25 protein-coding genes and 1 tRNA gene are annotated in these 25,657 nt (G+C 36.5%); 21 read left to right on the forward strand and 5 right to left on the reverse strand.

Annotation, left to right across the window (positions count from 1 at the left end; genetic code table 11):
- Positions 1–171: 171 nt before the first annotated feature.
- From PALI_RS00955 to PALI_RS01005, 11 genes are all read left to right on the forward strand, one after another.
- A complete protein-coding gene (locus PALI_RS00955; protein ID WP_193154497.1) occupies positions 172–1,815 on the forward strand; it encodes a cyanophycinase in 1,644 nt (547 codons plus the stop codon).
- A gap of 402 nt (positions 1,816–2,217) precedes the next feature.
- Positions 2,218–2,976: an IS5 family transposase gene (locus tag PALI_RS00960; protein ID WP_193154498.1), complete on the forward strand. Its 759-nt coding sequence runs from the start codon at positions 2,218–2,220 to the stop codon at positions 2,974–2,976.
- 75 nt (positions 2,977–3,051) lie between these two features.
- Positions 3,052–3,303: a hypothetical protein gene (locus PALI_RS00965; RefSeq protein ID WP_193154499.1), complete on the forward strand. Its 252-nt coding sequence runs from the start codon at positions 3,052–3,054 to the stop codon at positions 3,301–3,303.
- A gap of 604 nt (positions 3,304–3,907) precedes the next feature.
- The gene (locus PALI_RS00970) at positions 3,908–5,236 is read left to right on the forward strand and encodes a hypothetical protein (protein ID WP_193154500.1); all 1,329 of its coding nucleotides are present in this window, start codon (positions 3,908–3,910) and stop codon (positions 5,234–5,236) included.
- 11 nt (positions 5,237–5,247) lie between these two features.
- Positions 5,248–5,670 (forward strand): type 2 periplasmic-binding domain-containing protein, encoded by a 423-nt coding sequence (locus PALI_RS00975; RefSeq protein WP_077537586.1) that lies wholly within the window; start codon positions 5,248–5,250, stop codon positions 5,668–5,670.
- A gap of 1,015 nt (positions 5,671–6,685) precedes the next feature.
- Positions 6,686–7,942: a tyrosine-type recombinase/integrase gene (locus PALI_RS00980; protein WP_193154501.1), complete on the forward strand. Its 1,257-nt coding sequence runs from the start codon at positions 6,686–6,688 to the stop codon at positions 7,940–7,942.
- Between the two features lie 75 nt (positions 7,943–8,017).
- Positions 8,018–9,046 (forward strand): hypothetical protein, encoded by a 1,029-nt coding sequence (locus PALI_RS00985; protein ID WP_193154502.1) that lies wholly within the window; start codon positions 8,018–8,020, stop codon positions 9,044–9,046.
- On the forward strand, positions 9,046–10,224 hold the full coding sequence (locus tag PALI_RS00990; RefSeq protein WP_193154503.1) for a hypothetical protein: 1,179 nt from the start codon (positions 9,046–9,048) through the stop codon (positions 10,222–10,224). Before PALI_RS00985 ends, PALI_RS00990 begins: the two co-directional genes overlap by 1 nt.
- A 34-nt stretch (positions 10,225–10,258) precedes the next feature.
- Entirely contained in the window at positions 10,259–10,906 is a 648-nt protein-coding gene (locus PALI_RS00995) for a hypothetical protein (RefSeq protein ID WP_193154505.1), read from the forward strand.
- Positions 10,907–11,191: 285 nt separating this feature from the next.
- Positions 11,192–12,478, forward strand: a complete 1,287-nt coding sequence (locus PALI_RS01000; protein ID WP_193154507.1) for an AAA family ATPase — start codon at positions 11,192–11,194, stop codon at positions 12,476–12,478.
- The gene (locus tag PALI_RS01005) at positions 12,468–13,058 is read left to right on the forward strand and encodes a hypothetical protein (protein ID WP_193154508.1); all 591 of its coding nucleotides are present in this window, start codon (positions 12,468–12,470) and stop codon (positions 13,056–13,058) included. The genes PALI_RS01000 and PALI_RS01005 overlap by 11 nt, the downstream gene beginning before the upstream one ends.
- 22 nt (positions 13,059–13,080) lie before the next feature.
- On the opposite strand, the gene PALI_RS01010 is transcribed toward PALI_RS01005, so the two are convergent.
- Both PALI_RS01010 and PALI_RS01015 read right to left on the reverse strand, forming a co-directional pair.
- Positions 13,081–13,962 carry a site-specific integrase gene (locus PALI_RS01010; protein ID WP_193154509.1) on the reverse strand — a complete coding sequence of 294 codons (882 nt, stop codon included), beginning with the start codon at positions 13,960–13,962 and terminating at the stop codon, positions 13,081–13,083.
- A complete protein-coding gene (locus PALI_RS01015) occupies positions 13,955–14,176 on the reverse strand; it encodes a hypothetical protein (RefSeq protein ID WP_193154510.1) in 222 nt (73 codons plus the stop codon). Before PALI_RS01015 ends, PALI_RS01010 begins: the two co-directional genes overlap by 8 nt.
- Before the next feature lie 628 nt (positions 14,177–14,804).
- Here PALI_RS01015 and PALI_RS01020 point away from each other — a divergent pair.
- Complete coding sequence (locus PALI_RS01020) at positions 14,805–15,524, forward strand: hypothetical protein (protein WP_193154511.1); 720 nt, start codon at positions 14,805–14,807, stop codon at positions 15,522–15,524.
- A 27-nt stretch (positions 15,525–15,551) separates the two neighbouring features.
- On the opposite strand, the gene PALI_RS01025 is transcribed toward PALI_RS01020, so the two are convergent.
- Positions 15,552–15,827, reverse strand: a complete 276-nt coding sequence (locus PALI_RS01025) for a helix-turn-helix domain-containing protein (protein ID WP_193154512.1) — start codon at positions 15,825–15,827, stop codon at positions 15,552–15,554.
- Positions 15,828–15,919: 92 nt separating this feature from the next.
- Between PALI_RS01025 and PALI_RS01030 the strand changes: the two genes are divergently transcribed.
- The 4 genes from PALI_RS01030 (at position 15,920) to PALI_RS01045 (ending at position 18,707) form a co-directional block, all read left to right on the forward strand.
- Positions 15,920–16,111: a hypothetical protein gene (locus PALI_RS01030; RefSeq protein ID WP_193154514.1), complete on the forward strand. Its 192-nt coding sequence runs from the start codon at positions 15,920–15,922 to the stop codon at positions 16,109–16,111.
- Between the two features lie 143 nt (positions 16,112–16,254).
- Positions 16,255–17,106 (forward strand): hypothetical protein, encoded by an 852-nt coding sequence (locus tag PALI_RS01035; RefSeq protein WP_193154516.1) that lies wholly within the window; start codon positions 16,255–16,257, stop codon positions 17,104–17,106.
- A 240-nt stretch (positions 17,107–17,346) separates the two neighbouring features.
- Positions 17,347–17,565, forward strand: a complete 219-nt coding sequence (locus PALI_RS01040) for a helix-turn-helix domain-containing protein (protein ID WP_182725279.1) — start codon at positions 17,347–17,349, stop codon at positions 17,563–17,565.
- 77 nt (positions 17,566–17,642) lie between these two features.
- Positions 17,643–18,707 (forward strand): replication initiation protein, encoded by a 1,065-nt coding sequence (locus tag PALI_RS01045; protein ID WP_193154518.1) that lies wholly within the window; start codon positions 17,643–17,645, stop codon positions 18,705–18,707.
- A gap of 204 nt (positions 18,708–18,911) precedes the next feature.
- On the opposite strand, the gene PALI_RS01050 is transcribed toward PALI_RS01045, so the two are convergent.
- Together PALI_RS01050 and PALI_RS01055 are read right to left on the reverse strand one after the other, a co-directional pair.
- Positions 18,912–18,988: transfer RNA gene (locus tag PALI_RS01050), tRNA-Pro, on the reverse strand.
- 111 nt (positions 18,989–19,099) lie between these two features.
- Positions 19,100–19,723, reverse strand: coding sequence for an arylesterase (locus PALI_RS01055; protein ID WP_193154520.1), 624 nt, complete (start codon positions 19,721–19,723; stop codon positions 19,100–19,102).
- Between PALI_RS01055 and PALI_RS01060 the strand changes: the two genes are divergently transcribed.
- The 5 genes from PALI_RS01060 to ruvB all read left to right on the forward strand — a co-directional run bounded on the left by PALI_RS01060 (position 19,724) and on the right by ruvB (position 25,217).
- Entirely contained in the window at positions 19,724–20,437 is a 714-nt protein-coding gene (locus PALI_RS01060; RefSeq protein ID WP_138585725.1) for an ABC transporter ATP-binding protein, read from the forward strand.
- Positions 20,427–22,928 (forward strand): ABC transporter permease, encoded by a 2,502-nt coding sequence (locus PALI_RS01065; RefSeq protein ID WP_193154522.1) that lies wholly within the window; start codon positions 20,427–20,429, stop codon positions 22,926–22,928. The genes PALI_RS01060 and PALI_RS01065 overlap by 11 nt, the downstream gene beginning before the upstream one ends.
- A gap of 129 nt (positions 22,929–23,057) precedes the next feature.
- Complete coding sequence (gene ruvC, locus PALI_RS01070; protein WP_002960649.1) at positions 23,058–23,582, forward strand: crossover junction endodeoxyribonuclease RuvC; 525 nt, start codon at positions 23,058–23,060, stop codon at positions 23,580–23,582.
- 2 nt (positions 23,583–23,584) lie between these two features.
- Positions 23,585–24,202, forward strand: coding sequence for a Holliday junction branch migration protein RuvA (gene ruvA / locus PALI_RS01075; RefSeq protein ID WP_002960647.1), 618 nt, complete (start codon positions 23,585–23,587; stop codon positions 24,200–24,202).
- 7 nt (positions 24,203–24,209) lie between these two features.
- Entirely contained in the window at positions 24,210–25,217 is a 1,008-nt protein-coding gene (gene ruvB, locus PALI_RS01080) for a Holliday junction branch migration DNA helicase RuvB (protein WP_138585712.1), read from the forward strand.
- Positions 25,218–25,657: the final 440 nt, after the last annotated feature.

A 25,657-nucleotide genomic window follows, 5' to 3' on the forward strand; every position in this document is an offset into this window, starting at 1 on the left:
TAGTTGTTATTACTGGGAAATAGTGTTCCATAGAATGTACAAGTGCTTATAAGGTTAGTATGTTTAGGCTTAAAAAAGTTTAGTCGCGGTGGCATTACTGATAAAATTATAAAACTTAGCATGGTTTGTTATCAGCTAAATCACTCCTTATATAGCCATTAGAGTCTTATTATGAAAAATCTGCTTTTGCTTGATATAAAATCACAATTATCTCGTTGTACGGTTGTACTATTAGGCATTGCTTGCTCATTAGCCTTTAACGTGCAAGCACAAAACCAAACATTAGTTTTAGCAGGAGGAGCGCTCTCAACCTGTTCAAGCTCTACACCTAAAAATTGCCAAAACAGCGCGCAAATTAAAGGAAAAGCCCACAATCTTTTTAAAGTTACGGATGCTAAAATTAGTAAAATAGCTCAGTATTGGCCCAGTGGTAATAATGATAAAAAATTAGCGACAATAAATGCGCTTAATACAATAAAAATACAAAAAACAGTGCCGATGACAAAAAAAAGTTTACTTTGGTTATGGCGGGATATAAATAATACATCACTGAGTAGCTTATCCGTTGGTGAATATAACTTTGTATTTGATATGTTAGAAATATTCCAGCCAAACATATCGCAATTAAATAGCGCTGAGCGCCTAAAAGAGCAAGTAAATACTGATCTGAATAACCAAAGCGCGACGAATAATATATTGCAATTTGTATCGGGTAGCTTAAAAGTTAATAACGCAGAGCCTACAATGCTTGTTGTTACAGCATCTAGTCGAGACCCATATGAAGCCGCTGATCTCGCACAAGCTCTCTTTCAATCGCATATAAATACGCATTGGTTAGCGCTTACTCCCGCGCTTGTACACGCAATAACAAACAACTCATGCGATAAATTAGCTATCCTCAGAAATACGCAAATGAAAATATATAATCGTGAGGCAATATATCCAGACCGTATTCAAGCAGAGCTTAGTTTATGTGAAAAAGGTATTGATGCTCTCGTTTCACTGATTAAACACAGTACTGGTGTAATGTTTAATGATGGTGATGCAGCGTTAGCAAACCGAGTTTTATTTGAGCAAAACGATAGACCATACCCATGGACTGAAGCATTGCAATCACGCCCTGTAATTGTGGGGGTCGGAGCGGGTACTGTGGTTCAAAATAAAATAGTAAGTGAATATACTACAACAAGCCTTTCTGCACTTCGTGAGAGCACAAATAACAGCCATGCTGGTGGATTAGGTAGTTTTAATTTTGGTGTACTCGATACTCAATTTAGTGAACAAAACCGTACATTTAGACTTGCGATGGCTATTGATAAAAGCCAAGCTAAAAATATTAAAGCAGAAGTGCAACACGGTTTTGGTATTGATGAAAACACCGCTTTGGTTGTTATTAAATCGCCAGAGGGTAATCTAATGACAGTAATAGGAAAAAGCGGTGTAGTGCACTTGGCGAATCAAATTAACAATCAACCAAAAGGCAAACATTATAGCTACTCGTACTGGCCTACAGGCAGCGTGATTGATATTACCAACAATGCCTTTACTCTAAGCGAACGCACTATAAGCCAAGCATTACCTGCTATAAAAATCCCATCACTGCCAGTACAGCGCTTTGGCGCAATTTTAACAAATTCAAAGCTGCGTTCACTTACTCAAGCTATGTGCTTAAGCCAAGAGCAAAGTGCGGTAGCGCAACAAGACGAGTTTATAATTAGTCTTACGGCGACTAGAAGTACTAGCTATCATCGTATTAGTACAAAGGAGCTTGGTTGCGCGGTGATCAATTTAGATTTAGCTGTAAGTACTTTTTAGGGTTTAAGTTTTCAGCGGTACTCTATAAAATAGTACACAGCTTATTAGGGCCTGTTGACCTTTCAGGATTAAAATTTGTTCAATCTAGGGGCGATTTAATCGCGGCGCGAGGTTTGTAACCTAGTGGGCTAAGTAAAAACCGAGCAACAAAGAGTTAATTGCCCCTAGGTAGAACCCTTCGGGCAGCGCATGTTTGGCATTTATGCAGTGTTATCAACTATTTATGGGGAATAACCACACTACATAGGCTCTGCCTTGCCTAAATACCAAGCAGACTGCTGCAAATTTAACCTCGAAAGATAAACAGGCCCTAGGGGCTGTTGATCTTTCAAGTATACTTTTTAAACAGCATAGTGAGCAGGTATAATTTACTTCGCCAAAAACAAAAAATAGCGACTCACTATGCCAAGGCTAATGTTAACAGATGAACGTTGGGAAATCCTGTACAAAGCAATGTTAAGTTCAGGGAGAATTTATGATAAGCCTGCACATCGAATAACGATGGAAGGAATACTCTATCGGATGCGAACAGGTTTGCCATGGCGTGATTTACCAAAAGAATTTGGGTGCTGGAGCAAGGTCTTTCGACGATTTAACCTATGGTCAAGCAAAGGGGTTTTATCTCATGCTTTCAATGTATTAGTGGATTCTGAAGATGTCGAATGGCTCTTTATAGATGGGAGTATTATCAGTGCTCACCAACATGGAACGGGGGCTGCTTCTTCAGCGACCGAAGATATAGGGAAAAGCCGAGGAGGCAACTCAACTAAGATCCACTTAGCGGTAGATAGCGGCGGCTTACCTGTTTACTTTGAGCTTTCACAAGGACAAGTAAACGATATAGTTCATGCAAAAAGTTTGGTAGAAAACTCGCCGAAAGCTGAACATGTTGTCGCAGATAAGGGTTACGATAGCGACACTTTTCGTGAGGAAGTAGAAAAAATGGGAGCAGATTCAACAATTCCAAGAAGAAAACACCAGAAGAAAGGGAATGAGGATGTTGATTGGTGCTTATATAGATACAGGCATTTGGTTGAAAATGCATTTGGTAGAATTAAAAATTATCGAGCGATAGCAACAAGATACGATAAGTTATCGCGTAATTATTCAAGTATGGTTACGCTTAGTTTTTTGATGATGTGGCTGCCAATGCATGCGTGAACAATTTATATACAGCAAAGATCAACAGCTCCTAGGAGCTTCGTCAAAAACGAAGCGTGATTAAAGAGTATTAAAATGAATAATGAAAAAAATATAATTGATAACCTTAGTGATCTTGAAAGCTTTTTATTAAAAGTTGAAAGTGGTAGTTTAGGTTTAAAAGGCGTTGCGGGTGTCGGTATGGCTACGAACAACAATGATGGTAGCCGCTTTGTTGCGGTATTCGATGACCAGCAAAAGCTACTTTTGGCACGCACCATTACAGAAGATGTATTTCAAATGGGACATGACTTGGTAAGAAATGGTGTGACACGTAAACACTTATAAGAGTTAAACTTTATAAGAAGCGCCAATGGTGCTTCCTATAAAATAGAAGTTAAGAGAACGTTCAAAATTCCCCCTACATTAACCTTCCCCATTGAAATGCTTCTAAGTTAATTAAGTGTAAAAATTAGTTGATTACTTAAAGTATCTTTAAGTGCTTTTTAATACCAGAACTAAAACGTGTACATAAGGATCAACTAATGTTGATTGAGCGACAATATTTAAAAATAGTGTAAAGCTAATCAAGTGTGCCTTTTCCTATTACAGGTGCGGTTTCTCATTAGCAACTTCTCAAGTTTGGAACTTGATTTATAAACTTTCTCAGCTAATCTTTTTCTAAATACTGTTAACTTTAAGGTATTTAACTGTAAAAAACACTAGGTATCGGCAGTAGCTCAGATAACTTTACCGTTATTTGATGGATTATGTACTTTATATGAATAAATCTTATAAAAACTTAAATAAGACCAAATAAAGCTAAAATAAGTTCAATTTTTATTACAAATAAAATAGAAATGGATTATAATTTAGTTGAACAATCAAACAAAAGGGTTGGTTTGTGCTGCAGTACTTGCTCAAATATAGCTCGATTAAACCAAGGGTCAATATGAAATATATTTATATCTGTTTAGCTTTAATATTATTACCTAGTGTTGCTCAAGCATCAGACGATTTTAAAATCTCTGGTTTTGCAACGTTAAGTGCTGTAAAAACGAATAAAGAAGATGTTCAGTTTATTCAAAATAATACACTACCAACTGGTGCTGATGATCATTGGAGATTTGATAATGACACAGTGATAGGTGTACAAGGTCAATATAAGATATCAGATAAGTTATCAGGCGTAGTGCAATTGCTTTCACGTCGTAACTACAAAAATAACTATCAGCCATCATTAGATTGGGCTTACATCAGTTATAAATATAATTCAAACCTTCGTTTAAGAGCTGGACGCTTCGTATCACCTGTATTTTTGGGTTCAGATACACGTAACGTTAACTACTCTAACGTTTGGGTTAGACCTGTTATTGATTTATATAGCCAAGCTACGATTAATAATATCGATGGTGTAGATGCTATATACAGTAACTTTATTGGTGATGGCGATATCTCGTACCAAATACAAGCTTATGCAGGTAAGTTTGATAAATTATACTTCCCAGGTAAAAGTTACATTAAGTTTCACCACATGGCTGGTTTAGTTGGAACAGTACAGTATGACTCTTGGACTTTCAGAGCGGGATACATGAATGCTCAGCATTCAACTCTTAGCGCCGAAGGCGATTACGTACCAGGTAATATGAGAATGCTGGTAAGTACAGATTACCAATTAGGGCTAAATATAGACCCTCAAAATGATAACTGTGCAGTTGGTGCTTGTTCAGAAGTTGTGCCAAATGCAGGTGATGTATTTAGTATCATTCAACGCAAACGTAGACCATTCAACCTTACAAGCCTTGCTGTAGTTTATGACAACGGCAGCTACTTTGGTCAATTTGAGTGGGCTCACAGAGAAGCAAGATCTGCTTTATCTAACGGTATAGCTGCTTATGGCATGGTTGGATATAGATTAGGTTCATTTACTCCTTATGTTGGTTACTCATATGCTAAATCTTTAACTGAAAACTTTGCGCTAGATGTTGATGCGGATGTAAAAGCGAGTCTTGACTCTCAGGTTGTTGGTCTAGGTAGTGAGCCGCTTGATCAATATGTTGTAAGAAACTCAAATTCACGTTCAAATACAATTACAACGGGTCTTCGTTGGGATTTTTACAAGAAAATGGCATTAAAGGTGCAAGTTGATAGATTCCGCCCTCTAAATAATGACGGTTTAGCGACTGGCGGGTCAGGTTTCAGAAACCTTACTAACGAAACGCTTTCAGCTACAGGCCAAAATATTATCGTATCAACTGTATCGTTAGATATTATTTTCTAAAGGAAGAATCCATGAAAATCTTTAAAGCAATTTTCTTCTTAACAGTTTTATCGTCGATTGTGACGACTACAAGCAGCGCGGCATTATCTGTTGTTGTAAATAAAAATAACACCTCTGAGCTTTCTGAAGCACAAGTAAAAAATATTTTTATGGGCAAGTTGGGACAGTTTACTGACGGGACTGAAGCTGTGCCTGTGTTGTTTGAAGCAGGTAAAGGTGCTAGAACAGCATTTGACGACACTGTTTTACAAAGAAACACGTCTCAAGTAGATGCGGTATGGTCAAAGCTTATTTTTACAGGACGCAGAAGTCCCCCTTTACAAGCTAAAGATGCAAGCGAAGTTTTAAAAGAGATTAGTTCTAACCCTAAAGCTATTGGTTACCTAGAAAGCGGTGACGTTACAGATAGCGTAAGAGTGTTAGCTACTTTCTAATTTATTATTATAAGTACATAGACATACATAAAAGCTCTCGTAATGTTAATTACGAGAGCTTTTTTATTTTCAAAGTGTTAGGGCGTGTTGACCTTTGTGGATTGAAATTTGTTCAATCTAGGGGCGATTTAATCGCGGCGCGAGGTTTGTAACCTAGTGGGCTTGGGCTAAGTAAAAACCGAGTAACAAAGAGTTAATCGTCCCTAGAAAGAACTCAAAGGGCAGCGCATGTTTGGCATTTATGCTGCGTTATCGCCTATTTATGGGGAATAACCACACTACATAGACGCTGCTTTGCCAAATACCAAACAGTCTGCTGCAAAATCAATCACAAAAGGTCAACACGCCCTAGTCAGGTATTTCTAAAACGATGCCCACACAATACATACAGCTATCGATTGTTTAAATTTTACCATGTCTCAAATTTACGCGATGATAATAGCTTGCTTAAATATGGGAGCTGTTTATATAGGTTAGATACTTATACCAATTTTATTCAAAAACAAGATCATTTTATCGCATTAAATAATCCACTAACTGCGTTAAAAATTATTCATACAGAACAGCTATATGTCATAATTTCACCGTGTTATTTAATGCAATTGGTATTATTAATCTTTTTGGGGGATTACCAGAGCAGCGTAAATTTATAGGGCAAAAATTATGTGTAAATTAATAAAACAGAGTGGCCTCTATTACGAAAGAAGTTATAGAAGATTTATAAACAAGCGAAGCTGTAAGAATTTATAGATAATTACTGATGTTGAAGGAAATTAATTGGTCGGTATGGAGAGATTCGAACTCTCGACCCCTGCCACCCCATAAAAATAAAGATTAGATTTAAGTAGAAGTAAGTAGCTACAAGTAGAACTTATTTTTAATTTAACCGATTGTTATAAATGGTTTAAATTTAATTTATTAGTATAGGTTAGCTCTAAGTAGAATTAAGTAGTTGAATACGGTTGGTGCTACATATATGCTGCATGTACTTTATGTTTAATATTTGGTGCTACATATGTCTGTCGTGAAAATGTTATTGACTGATTCGTTATTAAGCTCAGTTCCTGAACCTATTAAACGGATAAATGACACAAAGTTAAGTGGTTTTCATGCACGTGTAGGTAAAACACAAAATGATAAAAAGCGTAAAATTGCACTTTACTTAAATTATCGCTTTGGTGGCATCAAAGGTAAACAGCGTAATTACCATTTAGGGTACTTTGGTGAATGCGATTTAAAAGATGTTCGCAAGGAAGTTGAAAGCCTAAAAGGGCGAGTTGCTTTAGGTGAAGACGTATACGAAACAAAGCAGCTATCACTAAAGCAGCAGTTTATCGAAGATATATCCCCAACCGTTGAAGAGCTTGCTAAAGAGTTTATTGAAAGGGATATTAAAGTTAACCGAAAAGACGTAGCGCCTGTAATTAGAATGTTTGAAAAAGACATTTTGCCATTTATTGGCAACTATAAACTTAAAGAAATAACCCGCCGTGAAATTTTTAAAAAAGTGCTTGATCCAATAACAGATAGAGGCGCTAAAACGCAGGCGAATAAAACGCTATCCATCCTTAAGCAGATGTTTAATTTTGGTGTTGAGCGAGATTTAATTCAAGGTAACCCGATAAGCACAGTTAAAAAGAAAAGTGTAGGTGGTCTTGAAAAGTCGCGAACCAGAGCGCTAGAGTTTGAAGAAGTGATTCAAGTTTTTGAACGCCTACCAAAGCTAGGTATAAGCCAGCAAGTTATATACGCATTGAAATGCATCACTTTAACAGGTTGTCGACCAGTAGAAGTTACAGGCGCACAGTGGCAAGAATTTGATTTTGAAAAAATGATATGGACGATCCCAGCCGAGCGCGTAAAGCAAAACAAAGATGGTGAGAGGATCCATAAAGTACCGATAACTCAAAATATGGTAATTTTGCTTGATGAATTACGGGCAGCATTTGGCTACCTTAATTCTAAATATGTGTTTCCGAGTACAACAACTAATAAATCAGGCCCAGGTGAACAACCCATTGATAGGCACTCACTGTCACGCTCCATAAGCCGTAAATTAGAACAATTGGGAGTCCCTAAGTTTGTGCCTCATGACTTACGGAGGACAGTCGCGACTCGTTTAGGTGACACCGATATTGGGACTGACCCTATAGTGATTGAAAAAATACTAAATCATCAATTGCAAGGTGTGCAGGGCGTTTATAATATGCAGGAATATATGGAACCTAGAAGAAAGGCACTCGAGACTTTAGCAAACAATATAACTTTTTAAAGAAGAGTGGTTTACTAAATGGCCTGAGTTACTTATTGTGAAGTAATAAAAATTAAGAAAATATAGGGATGTCAAGTGGGAGAGACTAAAAATATAGATGAAATGGCTCAAATTATTTCAGATAAGATTTTTGCTGAGATGAAATGGGAGGTTAATAATGATTATAAAGATATAAATTGGTCTTGCTGTGATGAGTTACATAAAACAAAGACTCATCCTACTGATTTAGTCTTTAACTATATGGATCCATACACAGAGATTACTCAATATATCCAAACAGATTTAAAGTCCTACAAGAAAGAGTCAATTAGCCCTTCTAAAATAGGTAATGCTTTAGTTAGTCTCTCAAAGCAAGTTTATTGTGCGAAAAGAAGCAAGGAGTGGGCAGGTTTTTTCACTAAACAAGAGTTGAAGTACAATATTCACGGAATGCTTTTTATTTATAATAATGATGATCGTTATGATAAGGATCTTCTTCAAACCATTGAATCTAAAGCGACATTCGATTTTTTATTACCTAAAGACTCAAAATTAAATATTTTTACTCCCAAATTGATTAGTTTTCTATTAAATGTAGTTTCAAATATCAAGGAAAGAAGAAATATTGAACTCGATGAATCTTTTAAAAGTGTGGAGACCAAAATAGCGGATAGATCTAAGTGTAGCTTTTATTATCCAGATAAGCATAACAAGTGTAGTTCAGATGATTTAAGGCATCCTGCATCTTTAGAAATGATAACTTCAGGCATGATCTTATTTGAATACCCTCATCCGAAAACTACTGACAGAATATTAAATATCTTTTGGGATGAAGAGATAAAGAATGATAGCTATTTCGTGTATCTTTTCGAGTTTATTTTTAACTATCAGATGCTTAATGTTTTTGAAAGAGTGTATGTTATAACTCCATTTTCTGGAACCGCTGCAAACTTTTTTTCTGTAGCAAAAAATTTATATCATAGACAATTTGCCATGACTGAGACACAAAAAAATAAATTAGCTAAGATAGAAATGATTACAATGGAGAATGTTAGAGTTTCTTTATTTCCTTTTCCAATGACCAATAAAGGTATCGTGCGTCAACTAGTTAAGGAAAACAGCTAATGCTAAAATTCAAATCAACTATTTTTTCGGATGAAAACGATCTATTCATAGCACTTCAATCTAATAAGGCAAAACTAACATCTCAATCTTTAAGAAAACTTGCATTCAAAAGAGGAATAATATATCCCTCATCGTTAGATAGAGATGAGTTAATTAGTCACATTTCAGACCTACCTTTTACTTATTCTCAATTGGAAGAGATTAAAAATAAACTTACGCCAAAAATTAATCGTGACCAATATTCAATACGCCAAGTTTTGGGTAAGTTTGATATCTCAAAACTTAGTGATGTTCTTGATAGTGTGATAGAAAACCGCCCTAGATTTGTTGGTTCTGAAGTTATCAATCATTCTCAAACTTTAGAAGGTATTTATAACGTCGATTTAGAATATACTGAATTTGATTTTACGCGTGGTAAATACCAGCAAAAAAAAAGGCATGGTGGTTATATTCAGTTTATGATGAAAGATAACTATGTCTCAATCCAATACACATACACAAAGAGAATTAAAGATATTTTAGATAGCATTTTAAAGTGTTATAGAGCAACTGTTTGTGATGATTTTGAACTTAAAGATGTTGATTTGTCAACTACTGTTGATAGTGGGTCGAGGAATGAATTTATTGAGGGGATTTATAATTCTATCCCCGGGCAGTTTGTATTCATCCAAATAGAAAAAGCTAGAGTAAGTAAATGCAAATCAATATTATCAAACCCTATTGGTAGTACTAACTCTAGTGAGGATTTGGACAATGAATTATTAGAGAGTGATGCTGTCACAGAATTAACTAATAATGATGATAATGATCAACGAATTGAAAATGCGCAATTCGATGGTAATTATCTTCATAGTTCATCTGAAGTTAAAGAGTTTTGTAAAAATGGATTTTATTTAAGTCGTATAAAATGGAAATCAAAAGCATTACTTTTAAAAGATAGTCCGATTGTAATATTTGAATTAACTTTTGATGATAAACACCAAGGAAAAGATCTAAAGTTTCGTATCCTAGGTAAAGAAACTTTTAATGGAAAAAGCTCAAGAGAACCAGTTACTGGCGCTGATTTTGAGAAATTAATTAATGGCTTAGAAAATTCAATATTTAGTTCATTCGAAAATGTAATTGAGAAAAGCCCTGTACAAGAAACAGTTGTAAATTTGGGGGTAAGTAATGCTTAAATTCAAATTATATAAAACTGTAGGCGTGATAAGCATGGAAGCGGTTCATAAAAATCTTCAACAAATGGTCTATACTGATGATAAAGGCTTTGGTTTTGAGATAATTGATGATGCCAAAGACAACTTTTTATTACAGTATGTTGAGCGCTTTGTTAAACTCGAAAAGTTTGAACTTACCACTGGTGAAACCACAGAAGTTGAAACAGTAAGTTACCTAAAAGTAAAATTTGGAATTAGGTTTAATAGTGCGTTGTCTTTATACGTTATCAATCCACCAAGGACTATGAAACATGCTTTTGAAATGATCTCAACACTGTTTGATAAAAACTTAGAGTTAACACCTGTTGTTTTTGATCTGAAAGCATTAATAAATGATTTTTCTAATAAATATAAAATTATAATTAAAAGCATATCTCTATCTAATATTCAATGTGGGGAATTAGCAGTTGCAAAAACTAAGATTACTACTACCAAAGATCTTCGAGATTATTTTTTAAATAACTATGCTGATACAGTCGCTATTGTTGATTTAGTATCTATACAGCTTAATAACTTTGAAGTTGAATTAGCCCGAACGGGCCGCTTAATAATAAATGAGAAGTTTGTTAAAAATTTATTGTTGGTTCTTGAGCATTCAATCGATACTAATGATGATGTCTTTTTTCAGAAGCTACAAAAGTAAAAATACATATCTGTTCAAGAAGAAGTGCATGTGCGAAATAGCTAAAGTGTAATGAGGAAAACAGAATTTACATATTTTAGCCTACTTTTTAAGTGCAGCAATTACTTTGATATATTTAATTATCCATAGTATCGCCCTAAATGCATAATTTTTTAAGTAATTTTGTAGTATGAAAAATTAGTATCTATGTTAAAATTTAGCTCTGAGCCTATAGTTTTCTATAAAGGCTCTCTTTAGAGAAATAGTGATCTATGGTTTCAATACTTATCTACTTTTTGGATTCAAATGAAAATACATATTAAAAATTTCGGAACAATAAAAAATGCTGAAGTTTGTATTGGTGGTCTAACTGTTATCGCAGGCGAAAACGATACGGGAAAGAGTACTATAGGAAAGATCCTATTCTCATTAGTAAAAGCCTTCAATAAAATAGAGGATGATCTCTTAGAGGATAAACATTCTAAAATAATGAATGTTGTTGAAACAATATATTTTACTATCAGAAAATCAATCCCACTTTCAGCAGAGTCAGATATAAAAAGAACTTTCTTTCCGCCGACTTTTTTTGAGCACATCTTAATTCATGGTGAAGAAGCTATCTATGATAGGCAATCTTTTCTAAAAATTCTGTATAGCGAAGGAAGAATCGAAAATTCACTCTTTAATTTCTCGCTTAAGCAAATGGCTATTATTAGAAGTTATCTGAATGAAAGTAATGATCCTGCAAAAGCCAAAATAGGTGCTGTAAGAAAAGCTTTTTATTCGGAGTTTCGCGGAGATATAGTAAACAAACTTACTGATGAAAATGCAAAAATTGAAATAAATGATGGAGCTACACTTATACTTTCCATGGAATGGAGCAAAAGTGAGTTAATAAAGTTTGATGTGAATGATGATTTTTCATACGATGATTCAACCTATTTTGATAGCTCAGTTGTTCTTCAATTCCACCATTTTATCCAAGGTGCAAAAACACTTTTTGATGTAGGGCACTCTAGAAATAATGGTTTAATGGTTCCTTTACACGTCAAAGACTTATCGAGGAAGTTAAATGAGTCTATGTATACAATTGACTTGAAAGAGCAAAATATAAATGGCGCGGATTCAGATAGTATTTATGGAGGCGATTTTTATTATGACAGAGATAGTAAACAATTTTTGCTAAGTCGCAATGGTTTAAAATATGCGTCAAGTAATGTTGCATCAGGAATAAAGAACTTAGGTGTTTTTGATATGCTTGTTCATGGTGGGCATATCAATAATAAAACTCTGACTATAATAGATGAGCCTGAGGTAAATCTTCACCCTGACTGGCAAGTCAAATATGCAAAATCTATCGCATTACTTGCACAAACTGGCGCAAATATTATAGTTACAACTCACAGCCCTTACATAATTGAAGCACTGCATTTATATAGTGAAAAATTTGAAATATCTCCGTCGTTTTATCAAACGAATAAAGTACCTAATGGTGTCGAGTTTGATGATGTTACAGATGAGTTATCTAAAGTTATTGATAAGCTTTCACGGCCTTTAGAAGACTTACATAGGGAAGTGGATTATGATTTCTAACGAAGAGCTAATTTATAATAAACTTGTAGAACTGTACCCAAATAGTTTAAAAGCAATTTCAGAAATTTCAAAAAATACTACAGATGATAATTTTTTTGTTGAATCTCAATATAAAGCCTTTGATTTTGATGATGTTAAGAACTGTCATTTGGGCTGTGATGATGCATTACATAAATCACCTGATTCACTTTTTCTATTTAATAATGCTTTGTACTTTATCGAATTTAAAGAAGGTGACGCTAAGCCTGTAGACATAAGATCAAAGATACATGAAGCTATAGCTACTTTATATACTATATGCGTAAAGTATTTAAGTGATATAAACCGTGAAGATTTTTTTAATTTAAATATTAGATATGCTGTAATGATGAGAAAAGGGAATCCAAAAACCTTTTTAGGAGCTTTGAGAAATACTAGCAATAGGTTTCGTCTTAAAAACCTTGAGGGTTATATAGTTAAGAAAACTAAAGTAACAAACAACCCTGTCGACATTGTTAAAACACTCAGGCAACTAACACAAGATTCAGTGCTTCCTTTAAAAATACATAATAGAGAGCATCCTGTAGAGGAGTATACTTAATTTTATTGAGTAATCTTTCATTTTATCTTAGATACACCTCAGTAATTTCAGGCCTAAAATGTCCCATTTCTTGTGAAACGGTCTCTAATGCTATTTGATATGGATATTGGTTAAGTATCAGCTCTAATAGTCTTTCTTGTGCGTAACTATGCCTGAGTCCATGTGCACCATTTGAAAATGAAAGCGTACGGTTTGATGCTTTATTAAATGAATCAGACCACCTTTTACCACCTCCAATATCGTAGCGCTGTAAGTAGTTTATTTTTCTATCAACAACAGTGGTAGGTTGTTTAAGTTTACGAAGTTCTAATTTAGCTGATAAATCGTGAGGTATTAGTACTTCGCGTGTTAAGCCTCCTTTGCCTGTCACAGTATATAGCACACCGTTTCTACCAGACCATTTTGAATCAAAAGCTGGTCGTTTATCTGCTTTACGTTCTTCAACTTTGGCTATGGTCAATAATTCATGTGCACGAAGCCCCGCAGAGAGTGCTATTTGTGTTGATAATGAATATTTAGATGTTTGATGCTTACTTATTATTTGTGCTTGCTCTGTGGTGTAGGCGCGTGATTTAAGAATTTGCTGGTTAATTGATTTAATAACAGGGAGTGTTTGCTTCTCTTTAAGTTTGCCGTTAAGCCTCATCATTGCCTGTATTGCTTGGCGCTCCATATCAAGTGATTTTTGACCCACTATTTCTTTTCGATAATCTAAATAATTGAGTGCTTGGTCTATAGTCATTGCCTGAATACCGTTTATGCCGATATCTTTAGCCCAAGAGGCAACGGTGTTAAGTGATTGCTCGTAGTTTCTGGCAGTTCCAAGAGACTTTATAAGCTTACTTTTTGTAAGTCCTTTTATGACATTGTGTGCTTGAGTTTTTGGTTTTGCAAATTTAGCCATGTTTTTTAACCCATCTTTGAATTGTTGACCAATGAGCATTGATACCTTTACGCTTTAGCCAGCGCTGAAGCTCGACAATGTTAGACCCTTGCTTGTAAATTTCTATTAGCTCAAATTTATGTTTATCAAGCTTAGATGCTTTTTTACGGTTTCCAGCGATTAGCTTGCTTTCATATTTAAGTTTTTGGACTTCGGCTTGTGCATCGAATTTCATGGTATGACTCCAGTCGTATTAAGGTTGTAAGATTGACTGGCAATAAAGCTCAGCGGCACTTAAGCCTATTCGCCCCTGTTTTTCGCACATGCGAAAGGCTCGGACTGATCTCGCCTGATTATTAACCTCATTTCTACGTGTTGTCAGCAGCTGGAGTGCGCCGTTTTTGGTTGGTTACTACCTTTGAAAAGATAGTATTTACCTCGTTACTACGTGTTGAAGGCAGCAGAATAGCGCCTGTTTTTTTCTGACTCGTTAGAGCTTCAGTAGCAATAAGATTATCATTTTAGAAATATTTTTCAATCTGCAAATAAAACCTGCGTATAAGAGTGCGAGTGTGTTGTCCCCCGCTATGTGTAAGCCGATTTTCGGCTTCGACATAGCGGGGGACAGGGGCGAAGCCCCAATGTTTAAAGAGAGGCTATTGCTCATGATGCCTCTATTAAAATTGGTTTTATTAAAGCTCTACATTATATTGTAGGTATAAAGCTAAAGTTATCATTTACATATAGCTACTTTTACAATGCCTGAATTAGGTTCTCGTTATTAATGTTTTAAAATTGTTTAGCTGTTAGATAAACGATACTTTAATAATTTTTTATTGGTTTAATAATTTACGGAGCGTTTAGTGTTTAATAAAACTAAGTCAATATTAGAGTGTACGGAATCTAGCTTATTAGGTTTTTCTACTAGAAAAAGCTACTTATCACTATTTAAAAGGTTGTTTCTTTATCCTCTAGTATATTTGCAAGTAGGATTCGTAGACTTTGTTCGTCCGCTAAAAATATGGTCGTTATTTAGTTTTGCCATAGCTCTAGCTTTATCTTTTTTAGTCAATAACTCTATTCTCGACTCTAATAGCTACATTGCTACCTTAAATATATTTGTTTGGTTTTTCTTACTATTGATTAGCTTTTCTACCCCTAGTTCATATGCTTTTAATGGCGTTACAGAACTCACAGTTAAAAACACGGTTATTATCTTATCGGAACATGAAATTAATAGTGTTGATAGTTTAGAGTTGTTGGAGGACAACGTTGATAAAATTGAAGAGCGAATAGATGAAAGAGTAAAGTTTTACAAATGGCTAATTGGGTCTGCTTGGGCTGGATATATTTTGTTCATAAACTTTCAATTTAGGTTAATTAGCATATCTGATATGAAACCAGATAAAAATTTTCTTAATACCCTTTTTGAAACATCGCTGTATTTATCATTGTTCTCACTTTTTGCTCTGACGTTGATGGTGAGCTACAAGAGGGCATCAAAAATACTAATTTCAAATTTGAGATATGCGTGCGTACAAAAGAAGTCATTACTGCAAAAAGTTGACATTGATTTGACTTAAGAAGATATTTTCCTTTCGAATAATTGCCTATTTCAAGGGCTTTTCCTCGTAAGCTAATATAAGACCTGCAAGCTCATTCTCTTCACAGTAAAAAAATGCTGTTGGAACTTCTAATACTTTAGCTAGTGCCCGCACTGTTTGAAAGTCGGGTGAGTGAACGCCTTTTTCGTACTGATTCATTCTAGGCGAAGCTGCAAACTGATCCATTCCCGCCAGTATTCCTAGTTTTTTTTGCGAAAGTCCTTTTGCTAGTCTTGCCTCTTTTAGCCGTTTTGGAAACGGTGAACCATCATTCGTTTTCATTATATTTAATTCTTAACTTGAAAACTAAGAGTTTCTTAGCTTTAATGTATTCACGATACTAAGGAATACTTAGGTAGAGGCGAGTGAAGCAAATGTTGTGGAAAGCAGTTAAGTTTATAGGAGCCGTGACGGTTGATATTTTGCTGGATGTTGATGATAAGTCTGAGCAAGACAAGTTCATTGACGAATACAATGATGGAACTGGAAATGTCGATCATTGCGGTGATAGCTACACAGAGCAAGAAGCGCGAGACACTCATAGTCGTGGTGAGTTCTACAAATAGTTTTGACAGTTGCTTTGTTAAGTGCAATTGTTAGGTGGGTTTTTACACAAAATACAGGCTATGCAGTTGAAAAGCTGCGTAGTTTTTTATGATTAATTTTACCAGTATTAATTGATAATAATTAGATCGAAATAAGGGGATATATGTTTACTGGGAAGTATGAGAATACGATTAATTCAATCAGCCAAGTTATCAAATTTTGCTTTCAATTATGTATCTTTTTTGGAGCAGTAATTACTATATTCTATTGTGGTTACATTGATTATTATCCAACAGGTCTAACTCTAGGTGATACTCTCTTTTTTATCGTTGCTTCACTAGCATTTGCGTTTGTTTACACATTGATATTTTTAGTTCTTTTATCTACGGGGATAACTATTTCACCATTCTTAAGGTGGGTTCAGCCGTTAATTATATGGATGATAACTATCGTTTTTAAGCTTAAAAAGAGAAATGTAATTATAAAAAAAATAGATTTTCCTTTAGTAAGTGGAAGTTACTCGATTTTTGCTTTAATTGGGGTGATTTTCCTCCTTCTAATAAGCTCTATGATAGCTAAAGATCCGTACAAGGCTTTCACTATGTTTTTTTCTAGCTTAGGAATGGGGATGTTTTTTGGCATGCTACATACAAAGCCAAGATTAAAGGTTTATAAAGAAGGTTGGGCTAAAAAAGTAAAAGTCGGCATATTTTTATTAGCTTATTTAGTTCCCTTACTTATGATTGAAGCTAGAGGTAGCTTTTTAAATCAGTCAATGCAATTGATTGGAGTTAGATCAGAGCAGAATGTAATACAGTTAACTAAACGGCATACCAATTTTTTGTCATCCAATGGGGTGAAATATTTGAGCAAGACAAATAGTGGAGAAGGTTTGTACGATAATGTAACTATTTTATTTCGAGGTATAGGTGCTAATACGGTCATTAAACTACAAGGCTTTACTACCATAGTTCCTTCGAAAGATATTATTATCGGAAAAGCGAAAGAAGCTTGATTTCAAACTCTAAGTAATTTAAATTTATAAATAAGCATATGTTATATGCTTATTTATAACGCGAAGAAATTTCCCTTTTTAATTAAGTTCAGAACATTCTATTTATCACTTTCACAGTGAAAAAACAGGCGCTTACGGGCTGCCTTCAATACGTAACGAGGTACATACACTTTTGTGTATGCAATTAAGCCATATCTATGTGGCGCATTTCTTCGCTTCTTTAACGTATTGGAGATTGTTATGCCTGGATATATTACCGCTCAACAAGCAGCTGCTTATTTAAGCTGTTCTACTCAACATATTTATAATATTCGTAATAAAAGTAAAGCCGCTTTAAAAGCGGGGGATCACCAGTTAGCTAAAAAACTTTCGCCTGAAAGTATTAAGTTAGGTAACAAATTACTATTTGAAAAGTCGACTTTAGATACTTGGCTTCGAAAATATGGTGACCGCACATAGCTTGCTAATATGGCAGGCATAAAAAATTAAACTTCTTGCCTGCCGTGTTGATTACTTTTGACATAGGTATTTTTATTATGAATTCAGCAGTACAGCCATTAATGGTTGAGAATAAGTGTGCTCAGTTGCTTTTAACACAACGATTATTTCAAACCACACCACCTAGAACACTTAGTGCAGATATAAAACATGAAGCACGTTATCGGTATGGTGATTTAGCGTTAAAAACTCATAAATATATTCAGATAAACCCTAAAAACATCGTGTTCTGGTTGGTTTTTGACATTGATGATGAAAACACTTTTAGCTGGGAAGATAAGTTATTACCGCCTCCAAATATAATTGTAAGTGGCTTAGACCGAGCTGATAGCTCTAAAGTAGTTGGTGGCGCGCATCTATTTTATGCAGTTCAATTTGTACCTTCATCAAATGCATCGCGTGAAAAACCAGTCAGATTTTTAGATGATGTAAGAAAGGGGATGACATTGCAATTAGGCGCTGATGCATCCTATTACGGCCCTTTGAGTAAAAACCCTTTAAATTCGAGTTGGAATACATCTTTCCTTCATGCACATGAATACAGTCTAAATGAATTAAATAATTATTTAACAAAGGTGACAAAAAAACGCCGATATGACTTTGATTGGTCTTTAGTCGCTGAGTCGCGAAACTGTATGGTATTTCATGAGCTTAGATTCATAGCATACGAACGTATTAATTATGCGAAAGAGAATTGGACATATGAACAATGGGAAAGTCATTTATTTAATATTGCTCAGTCTTGTAATGAGTTCAGTTCGTCAGACCTTCCTAAAACCCACCCATTAAACCACTCCGAATTGAAAGGGATTGTTAAGAGTGTGGCTAATTTCACTTGGTTCAAATATAGCTCGTCAAATAACCGTGGGAGAGCCGGACTATTTTTACTGCAAATTAAGATCGTAACTAAAAAACTTGCTCAACAGCAGGGGGCTAAGTTTACACACAAAGCACGTAGAACAAACACAGAGGAAAAAATTACTAGAGCAATAACGAAGATACAAAGTGAAGGGAAAAAGCCTTCACAGGTACTTATAGCCAACGAAATAGGAATGACTCGACAAGCTGTTGCTAAATATAAACATCTACTAGAAATATGTTAATTATGCTGCACATCAGGGTATTAGGAAATAAGATAGGACATGATGTTACATATTAAAGTTATCTAATAACTACATATGAACGAGCTGAATTAGCTGTAAGTAGTGAAGCTACATATATGCTACATGTATTAATAATATTTAGTGTACGTGTAGCAGTATGTATTTTATTTAAATTATAAGTACTTAATATTTAAATAAATTAAATGGTCGGTATGGAGAGATTCGAACTCTCGACCCCTGCCACCCCATGACAGTGCGCTACCAAGCTGCGCCACATACCGATTTGTATTCAATAGTACGTGTATTTTTTTAAAAATCAATAAGCGATTGTTTGTTTGGATGTTTATTGCGCAAGAACGCTAAAAATAGCACCCTTGCGATGTATTAATTCATTAATCCTTATTTAACCACTTTTTGATCGAGTCATACATCTCATCGCGTATTAATAGCTGAGCTTTTTTGTTAGGGTGTAAATTATCGTTTTGCATAAGCTCAGGTTGGCCTGCAATGTTTAGCATAAAAAAGTTCATTAAATGCGCATTTGTTTCTTCGCTAACGCGCGAGAAAGTGTCAGTAAACATTTTACTATAACGCGGGCCATAATTAGGGGGAATGTAAATCTCCATTAAGGCGGTCATCGCATTAGCAGCTTGGCTTTTTTGAATAAGAGCCGTTAAGTTGGTTTGCATTTTTTTAACTGGAAAACCACGTAAACCGTCATTGGCACCTAGCTCAATAAGTACATGAGTAGGTTCGTATTGCTCAAGCAATGCATCTAAACGACGTAGGGCTCCACCGGATGTTTCGCCACTAATACTGGCGTTGATAAGTTCAATGTCGGCTTGTTCGTCATCGTATTTATCTTGTAACAATTTTACCCAGCCTTGCTCTTGTTGAAGTCCATAGGCTGCGCTTAAACTGTCACCGAGTATTAAAATCGTGTTGTCGGCTGCTGCGCTCAGCGGTTTGATAACTAAAAATAAAATGAATACTAAACGTAGGATTGAATGAGTCATATGTCAGCGCTTTCTCAATTAAATATAATTCAGGTTAATGGTTTATCTAAAATAGTCTCTACCTTTGAAGGTGAGCTGCCCATCCTCAGCGACATCAGCTTTAATGTCAAGCATGGTGAGTCTGTTGCTATTGTTGGTACGTCGGGCTCTGGTAAATCTACGTTACTCAGTTTATTAGCAGGGCTGGATATTGCCAGCAGCGGAGAGGTGTTTTTAGACGGCGAGCCATTGCACAATTTAGATGAAGAAGAACGTGCTGCACTGCGCGCGGCTAAAATTGGATTTGTGTTTCAATCGTTTATGTTAGTACAAAGCTTAACGGCACTTGAAAACGTGATGCTACCAGCAGAGCTTGCTGGTGAAAGTGATGCAAAAGAGCAAGCAATTGCATTACTTGAAAAAGTAGGCTTGAGCCATCGTATTGATCATTACCCGTCGCAGCTCTCTGGCGGTGAGCAACAACGTGTTGCTATTGCGCGAGCATTTATTGGTACACCTAAAATATTGTTTGCTGATGAGCCTTCGGCTAACTTAGACAGCAAAAACGGTAAAATGATTGAATCCTTATTATTTGATTTAAATACGCAACACGGCACCACGCTTATTTTGGTGACTCACGATGAAGGGCTTGCACAAAAATGTGAGCACATTATTCAAATAGAAGCGGGTTTACTGGTAAAAAGCCAAGTAGAGGACGTTGCTAATGTGGGTTAAGTTAGCGCTTAAATTATTTTCGCGAGAATTTCGCCGTGGTGAGCTCACGGTCATAAGCGCGGCTATTGCCCTTGCTGTTTTAACTGTGCTTACACTGTCTATGGTTACTGAGCGAATAGGGCAAAGTATTGCGCAAAAAAGCAGTGCTTTTATTGCAGCAGACCGTGTACTTGCAAGCGATCATGTTCTCGACACCGCTTTTATTACTCAAGCACAAAGCCAAAATTTAAAAACAGCGCAAATGGTGTATTTCGACACTATGTTGTTTGCCGATGATGAAATGCAGTTTAGCTCAGTAAAAGCGGCATCTAATACGTACCCGCTAAAAGGGCAGTTAAAAGTTAAAGATACTCTAACCGGCGAAACTAAAGTTGCTAATAGCGGGCCAACGCCAGGTAATGTGTGGCTAAGTGAGTCGGTATTTTACAGTTTAAATATTGATATAGGCGCGCAAGTAGAACTTGGCGCGGCATTATTTAATGTTTCAAAAGTTATTGTAGAAGAGCCCGATGCGCCATTTAATGTATTTTCGAGCAGCCGTCGTGTGCTTATTAATATTGACGATGTGGCAAAAACCGAAGTTGTGCAGCCGGGTAGTCGTGTTTATTACCGCCAACTTTATGCAGGTAGTGAGGCCGACATAAATAGCTTTTACGAGTGGCTTAAACCACAAATGAAAGAAAACCAACAATGGTATGGCGTTAAAGACCGCCAATCACCCATTTCAAACAGTTTAAATCGGGCAGAGAGCTTTTTATTACTTGCCGGCTTATTGGGCATTATTTTGGCTGCTGTGGCTATAGCCGTTTCAGCAAAGCGTTATTGTGAACGCCAATACGACCCAGTAGCAATGATGAAAACGCTAGGCGGTAGCCGCTCAATGATCCGCAAAATATACATGCTTCATTTATTGCTTGTGTGTGCAATGTCGGTAAGTATTGGGTTGTTAATTGGTTATGGCTTGCAAGAAATAGCAACAAGTTACTTATCAAAAAGTATGGGCACAGAGTTACCCTTAGGTGGCTTTAAACCTTGGCTGGTGGCTATAAGTACTGGCGTAATTTGTGCCGTTATGTTTTCTATCAAACCGTTATTTGATTTATTCGATATTCCACCGCTCAGAGTGCTGCGTCGTAACTTAGGCGACAAGTTAGCAGTGAGTCGTGTGCATTTAGGCATGAGTGCGCTAACCGTGTTTTTATTGATGTGGTTATTTAGTAACAACATGAAAATAACGCTTATTTTGTTTATCTCCACACTTGCGCTAATTGGTGTGCTGTTTTTAGTATCTAAATTAATATTTGGTGGTGGTCGAAAATTAGGATTAAAGCCAGGTAACAGTTGGTCGCTTGCAATTGCGTCTATTCAAAAGCGTGCAAATGTGAACGCGGTACAGTTAATTAGTTTTTCGTTAGCGATTAAATTACTGCTGTTTTTAGTGGTACTTAAAAACGATATGATAGCTGATTGGCAATCGCAACTCCCTGCCGATGCCCCTAATGCATTTTTAGTTAATATTACGCAAAATGAGCTTAGGCCAATTAATGAGTATTTAGCACAAAAAGACATTCAGGTCTCAGAGTTTTATCCTACTATTCGTGGGCGCGTAAATGCGGTAAACGGCGAGTTGGTAGCGCGTTCTGTATCGCTGCAAGACAACGAGAAAAAAGACGAAGAAGCACGTGCTGGTATTGGCCGCGAGCTAAACCTCACATGGCTTAAAAATGTACCAGACCAAAACGAAGTAACACAAGGCACGTGGTTTGGCGAGAATGCGATGGCTGAAGCTTCAGTAGAGGAGTCGATGCTTGAGCGTTTAGATGTTGAGATAGGCGATACGCTTACATTTTTAATTGGTGCGCAGTCGTTCGATGCTAAAATCACCAGTGTGCGCAAAGTTAATTGGGCCACGCTTAAACCCAACTTTTTTATTATTTTAAGCCCCGATGTACTTGCAGATTTTCCAGCAACGTATATTTCGTCGGTGCGTATAAACCCAGATCAAAAACGTGATTTTAGCCAGTTATTGCGTACTTATCCTACTATTACAGCGATTGATATTGATAACTTTGTTAAGCAAATACAAACAACTATTTCGCAAGTATCACTCGCCATTGGTTTTGTACTTGCAATTGTAGTGCTGTGCGGCGCGCTTGTACTTATATCGCAAGTTCAAGCTAGTTTAGGTGAGCGTATGCAAGAAATTGTAATACTCAGAACACTTGGCGCTAAAAGCCGGTTAATTAAAAACGCGACCTTGTATGAGTTTTTATTACTAGGCGGTTTAGCCGGTTTAGTTGCGGCATTTTTTAGCGACATAGCGCTTTTAATTGTACAGCAACAAATGTTCGATTTAGCAGGTAAGTTACATCCGCATATATGGATTATTGGGCCGGTAGCTGGCGGCGTATTTGTAGCGGGTTTAGGCTATTTAATGATTGCCCGAACACTCAAACAAAACACCCAAGGACTAGTGCGCGCCCTAGGGTAAACTTAAACTAACATGCTCTTTCAAATGCCCACCTAACACGTGGGCATTTTTGTTTTCTTTGTACTGGTAATTTATACAGTGCTCTGGCATTATTAGCGTAATTTAAAAATAATAACAATGGAGCGCTGTTTGGCCATTATTTTAGGGATCGATCCTGGTTCACGTTTGACTGGGTATGGCGTTGTTGCCCACCAAGGCTCTAAATTTACATACTTAGGGAGTGGCTGTATTAAGTTAGCCGATCATCCTTTTCCGGTTAGGCTTAAAATGATCTACCAAGGCATAACACAGCTTATTGAACAGTTTTCGCCAGAAACCTTTGCCATTGAAAAAGTATTTATGGCGCACAACCCCGATTCAGCTTTAAAACTAGGCCAAGCTAGAGGCGCCGCGATTGTGGGGGCTGCAATGGCGGATTTACCTGTATTTGAATATTCAGCTAGGCAAATTAAGCAAGCGGTAGTCGGTAACGGTGGCGCTGATAAAACACAAGTGCAACACATGGTAAAAAACATTTTAAAACTACCCGGTACGCCACAGGCCGATGCAGCTGATGCACTCGCTATTGCGATTTGCCACGCCCACTCAGAACAAAATTTAATTAAACTAGCGGGTAGCGCAAGCAAAACTGTTAGAGGACGTTTAAGGAAATAACTATGATAGGCCGCTTAAATGGTATTTTAGTCGAAAAACAGCCACCAGAAATATTACTTGAAGTAAGTGGTGTCGGTTACGAAGTACAAATGCCAATGACCTGTTTTTACGATTTACCAAAAATTGGTGAAAACGCGATTGTTTATACGCACTTTGTAGTACGTGAAGATGCTCAACTGTTATTTGGTTTTAATAATAAAGTTGAGCGTGCCTTGTTTAGAGAACTCTTAAAAGCGAATGGGGTAGGGCCAAAACTTGGTTTAGCTATTTTATCGGGCATGTCGGCAAAGCAATTTGTAAGCTGTGTAAATAACGAAGACTCAACATCGCTTGTTAAATTACCCGGTGTAGGTAAAAAAACGGCCGAGCGTTTAGTACTCGAAATGAAAGACAGGCTAAAAGATTGGGGTAATGATTTATTTACGCCATTTAGCGACAGCGCAGTAATAGAACCAATGAGCGATGCGACAATTGCTAATAATGCCGCCGATGATGCCGTATCGGCACTGCTTGCGTTAGGTTATAAATTGCCACAAGCTCAAAAAGCCGTAAAATCGATAAGTAAACCCGATATGTCTACAGAGGTTCTTATTAGAGAATCTTTAAAATCTATGTTGTGAGTAACCCATGATTGAAGCGGATCGCTTAATTGACGCGACTGAAAAAACAAATGAAGATTCTATAGATCGTGCAATAAGGCCAAAACTTTTAGCCGACTACAGAGGTCAGCCTCATGTTAAGCAGCAAATGGAAATTTTTATTGAAGCTGCTCGCACCCGTGGTGAAGCGCTCGATCATTTATTGATATTTGGCCCACCGGGCTTGGGTAAAACCACGCTTGCAAACATTGTCGCCAACGAATTACACGTAAGCATTAAAACAACATCCGGCCCAGTACTTGAAAAAGCAGGCGATTTAGCTGCGCTGCTCACTAATTTAGAAGAAGGCGATGTACTGTTTATTGATGAAATACACAGGCTCAGCCCGCAAGTTGAAGAAATACTTTATCCCGCAATGGAAGACTACCAGCTTGATATAATGATTGGTGAAGGCCCTGCTGCGCGCTCTATTAAATTAGACTTACCTGCATTTACACTTATTGGTGCCACTACGCGAGCAGGCTCGCTCACATCGCCACTGCGTGACCGTTTTGGTATTGTACAGCGACTAGAGTTTTACTCAGTAGAAGATTTATCGCACATAGTAGGGCGCTCAGCACATTATCTTGATTTAGAAATGTGTGATGATGGCGCAACTGAAATTGCTCAGCGATCGCGTGGCACACCACGTATTGCAAACCGCTTACTACGGCGCGTACGCGATTACACACAAGTAAAATCTGATGGCACAGTAAACGCCGAAGTAGCAAAGCAAGCGCTTGATATGATTGATGTAGATAAAAGTGGCTTTGATTATATGGACCGTAAATATTTACTCGCCATAATCGAAAAATTTATGGGCGGCCCTGTAGGGCTTGACAATGTAGCGGCTGCTATTGGTGAAGAGCGCGAAACAATAGAAGATGTAATAGAGCCATTTTTAATCCAACAAGGGTTTATTCAGCGTACTCCGCGTGGGCGCATAGTGTCTGACAGTGCATACCATCACTTTGGTTTACTTCCTAAAAAAGACTAACTCTATATAGCTTGCTGTGCTTTATTGTGCAGCAAGTCATTGCTTTATTATCCCTCTCTTTCAAAATACCGATGCGTTAATAGTCAACTGATAATTCACAGGACGTTAAGATTTGCGAAGGTATGCTGCGTGGCGTTTAGATAACTCACTAAGTACGTTAAAAATTATCTAGATAGAACAACTATGTATCATAATTTTAGCCTTGCTATTGAACTATTTTTTGTTTCTAGAATAGATCACTAATTTAATGCAATTGGTATTAGTTTACGAATGTATCAGGTAACGCGGTAAATGATAGGCAAAAAAAAGCCCGCAAAAAATGCGGGCAAACAACAAGTTGAAGGAAGTAATCTTTGGGAACTACGTTTTATAAATTAAGGTTTTATCCAAAAAAATAAAACAATGTAATACGATAAAATCATATTACTAAGAACTTTGCG

The sequence above is a fragment of the Pseudoalteromonas aliena SW19 genome (assembly GCF_014905615.1).
Lineage (GTDB): Bacteria > Pseudomonadota > Gammaproteobacteria > Enterobacterales > Alteromonadaceae > Pseudoalteromonas > Pseudoalteromonas aliena.

What these genes read in the sequence shown, in the direction of transcription:
- ruvB (WP_138585712.1), top strand. Translation starts at nt 24,210, where the DNA reads ATGATTGAAGCGGATCGCTTAATTGACGCGACTGAAAAAACAAATGAA.
- PALI_RS00970 (WP_193154500.1), top strand. Translation starts at nt 3,908, where the DNA reads ATGAAATATATTTATATCTGTTTAGCTTTAATATTATTACCTAGTGTT.
- PALI_RS01055 (WP_193154520.1), bottom strand. Translation starts at nt 19,723, where the DNA reads ATGACTCATTCAATCCTACGTTTAGTATTCATTTTATTTTTAGTTATC.
- PALI_RS00955 (WP_193154497.1), top strand. Translation starts at nt 172, where the DNA reads ATGAAAAATCTGCTTTTGCTTGATATAAAATCACAATTATCTCGTTGT.
- PALI_RS00965 (WP_193154499.1), top strand. Translation starts at nt 3,052, where the DNA reads ATGAATAATGAAAAAAATATAATTGATAACCTTAGTGATCTTGAAAGC.
- PALI_RS01035 (WP_193154516.1), top strand. Translation starts at nt 16,255, where the DNA reads ATGTTTACTGGGAAGTATGAGAATACGATTAATTCAATCAGCCAAGTT.
- PALI_RS01060 (WP_138585725.1), top strand. Translation starts at nt 19,724, where the DNA reads ATGTCAGCGCTTTCTCAATTAAATATAATTCAGGTTAATGGTTTATCT.
- PALI_RS00975 (WP_077537586.1), top strand. Translation starts at nt 5,248, where the DNA reads ATGAAAATCTTTAAAGCAATTTTCTTCTTAACAGTTTTATCGTCGATT.
- PALI_RS00995 (WP_193154505.1), top strand. Translation starts at nt 10,259, where the DNA reads ATGGAAGCGGTTCATAAAAATCTTCAACAAATGGTCTATACTGATGAT.
- PALI_RS00960 (WP_193154498.1), top strand. Translation starts at nt 2,218, where the DNA reads ATGCCAAGGCTAATGTTAACAGATGAACGTTGGGAAATCCTGTACAAA.
- PALI_RS01030 (WP_193154514.1), top strand. Translation starts at nt 15,920, where the DNA reads ATGTTGTGGAAAGCAGTTAAGTTTATAGGAGCCGTGACGGTTGATATT.
- PALI_RS01025 (WP_193154512.1), bottom strand. Translation starts at nt 15,827, where the DNA reads ATGAAAACGAATGATGGTTCACCGTTTCCAAAACGGCTAAAAGAGGCA.
- PALI_RS00980 (WP_193154501.1), top strand. Translation starts at nt 6,686, where the DNA reads ATGTCTGTCGTGAAAATGTTATTGACTGATTCGTTATTAAGCTCAGTT.
- PALI_RS01005 (WP_193154508.1), top strand. Translation starts at nt 12,468, where the DNA reads ATGATTTCTAACGAAGAGCTAATTTATAATAAACTTGTAGAACTGTAC.
- PALI_RS00990 (WP_193154503.1), top strand. Translation starts at nt 9,046, where the DNA reads ATGCTAAAATTCAAATCAACTATTTTTTCGGATGAAAACGATCTATTC.
- PALI_RS01000 (WP_193154507.1), top strand. Translation starts at nt 11,192, where the DNA reads ATGAAAATACATATTAAAAATTTCGGAACAATAAAAAATGCTGAAGTT.
- PALI_RS01065 (WP_193154522.1), top strand. Translation starts at nt 20,427, where the DNA reads ATGTGGGTTAAGTTAGCGCTTAAATTATTTTCGCGAGAATTTCGCCGT.
- ruvA (WP_002960647.1), top strand. Translation starts at nt 23,585, where the DNA reads ATGATAGGCCGCTTAAATGGTATTTTAGTCGAAAAACAGCCACCAGAA.
- PALI_RS01010 (WP_193154509.1), bottom strand. Translation starts at nt 13,962, where the DNA reads ATGGCTAAATTTGCAAAACCAAAAACTCAAGCACACAATGTCATAAAA.
- PALI_RS01045 (WP_193154518.1), top strand. Translation starts at nt 17,643, where the DNA reads ATGAATTCAGCAGTACAGCCATTAATGGTTGAGAATAAGTGTGCTCAG.
- PALI_RS01040 (WP_182725279.1), top strand. Translation starts at nt 17,347, where the DNA reads ATGCCTGGATATATTACCGCTCAACAAGCAGCTGCTTATTTAAGCTGT.
- PALI_RS01015 (WP_193154510.1), bottom strand. Translation starts at nt 14,176, where the DNA reads ATGAAATTCGATGCACAAGCCGAAGTCCAAAAACTTAAATATGAAAGC.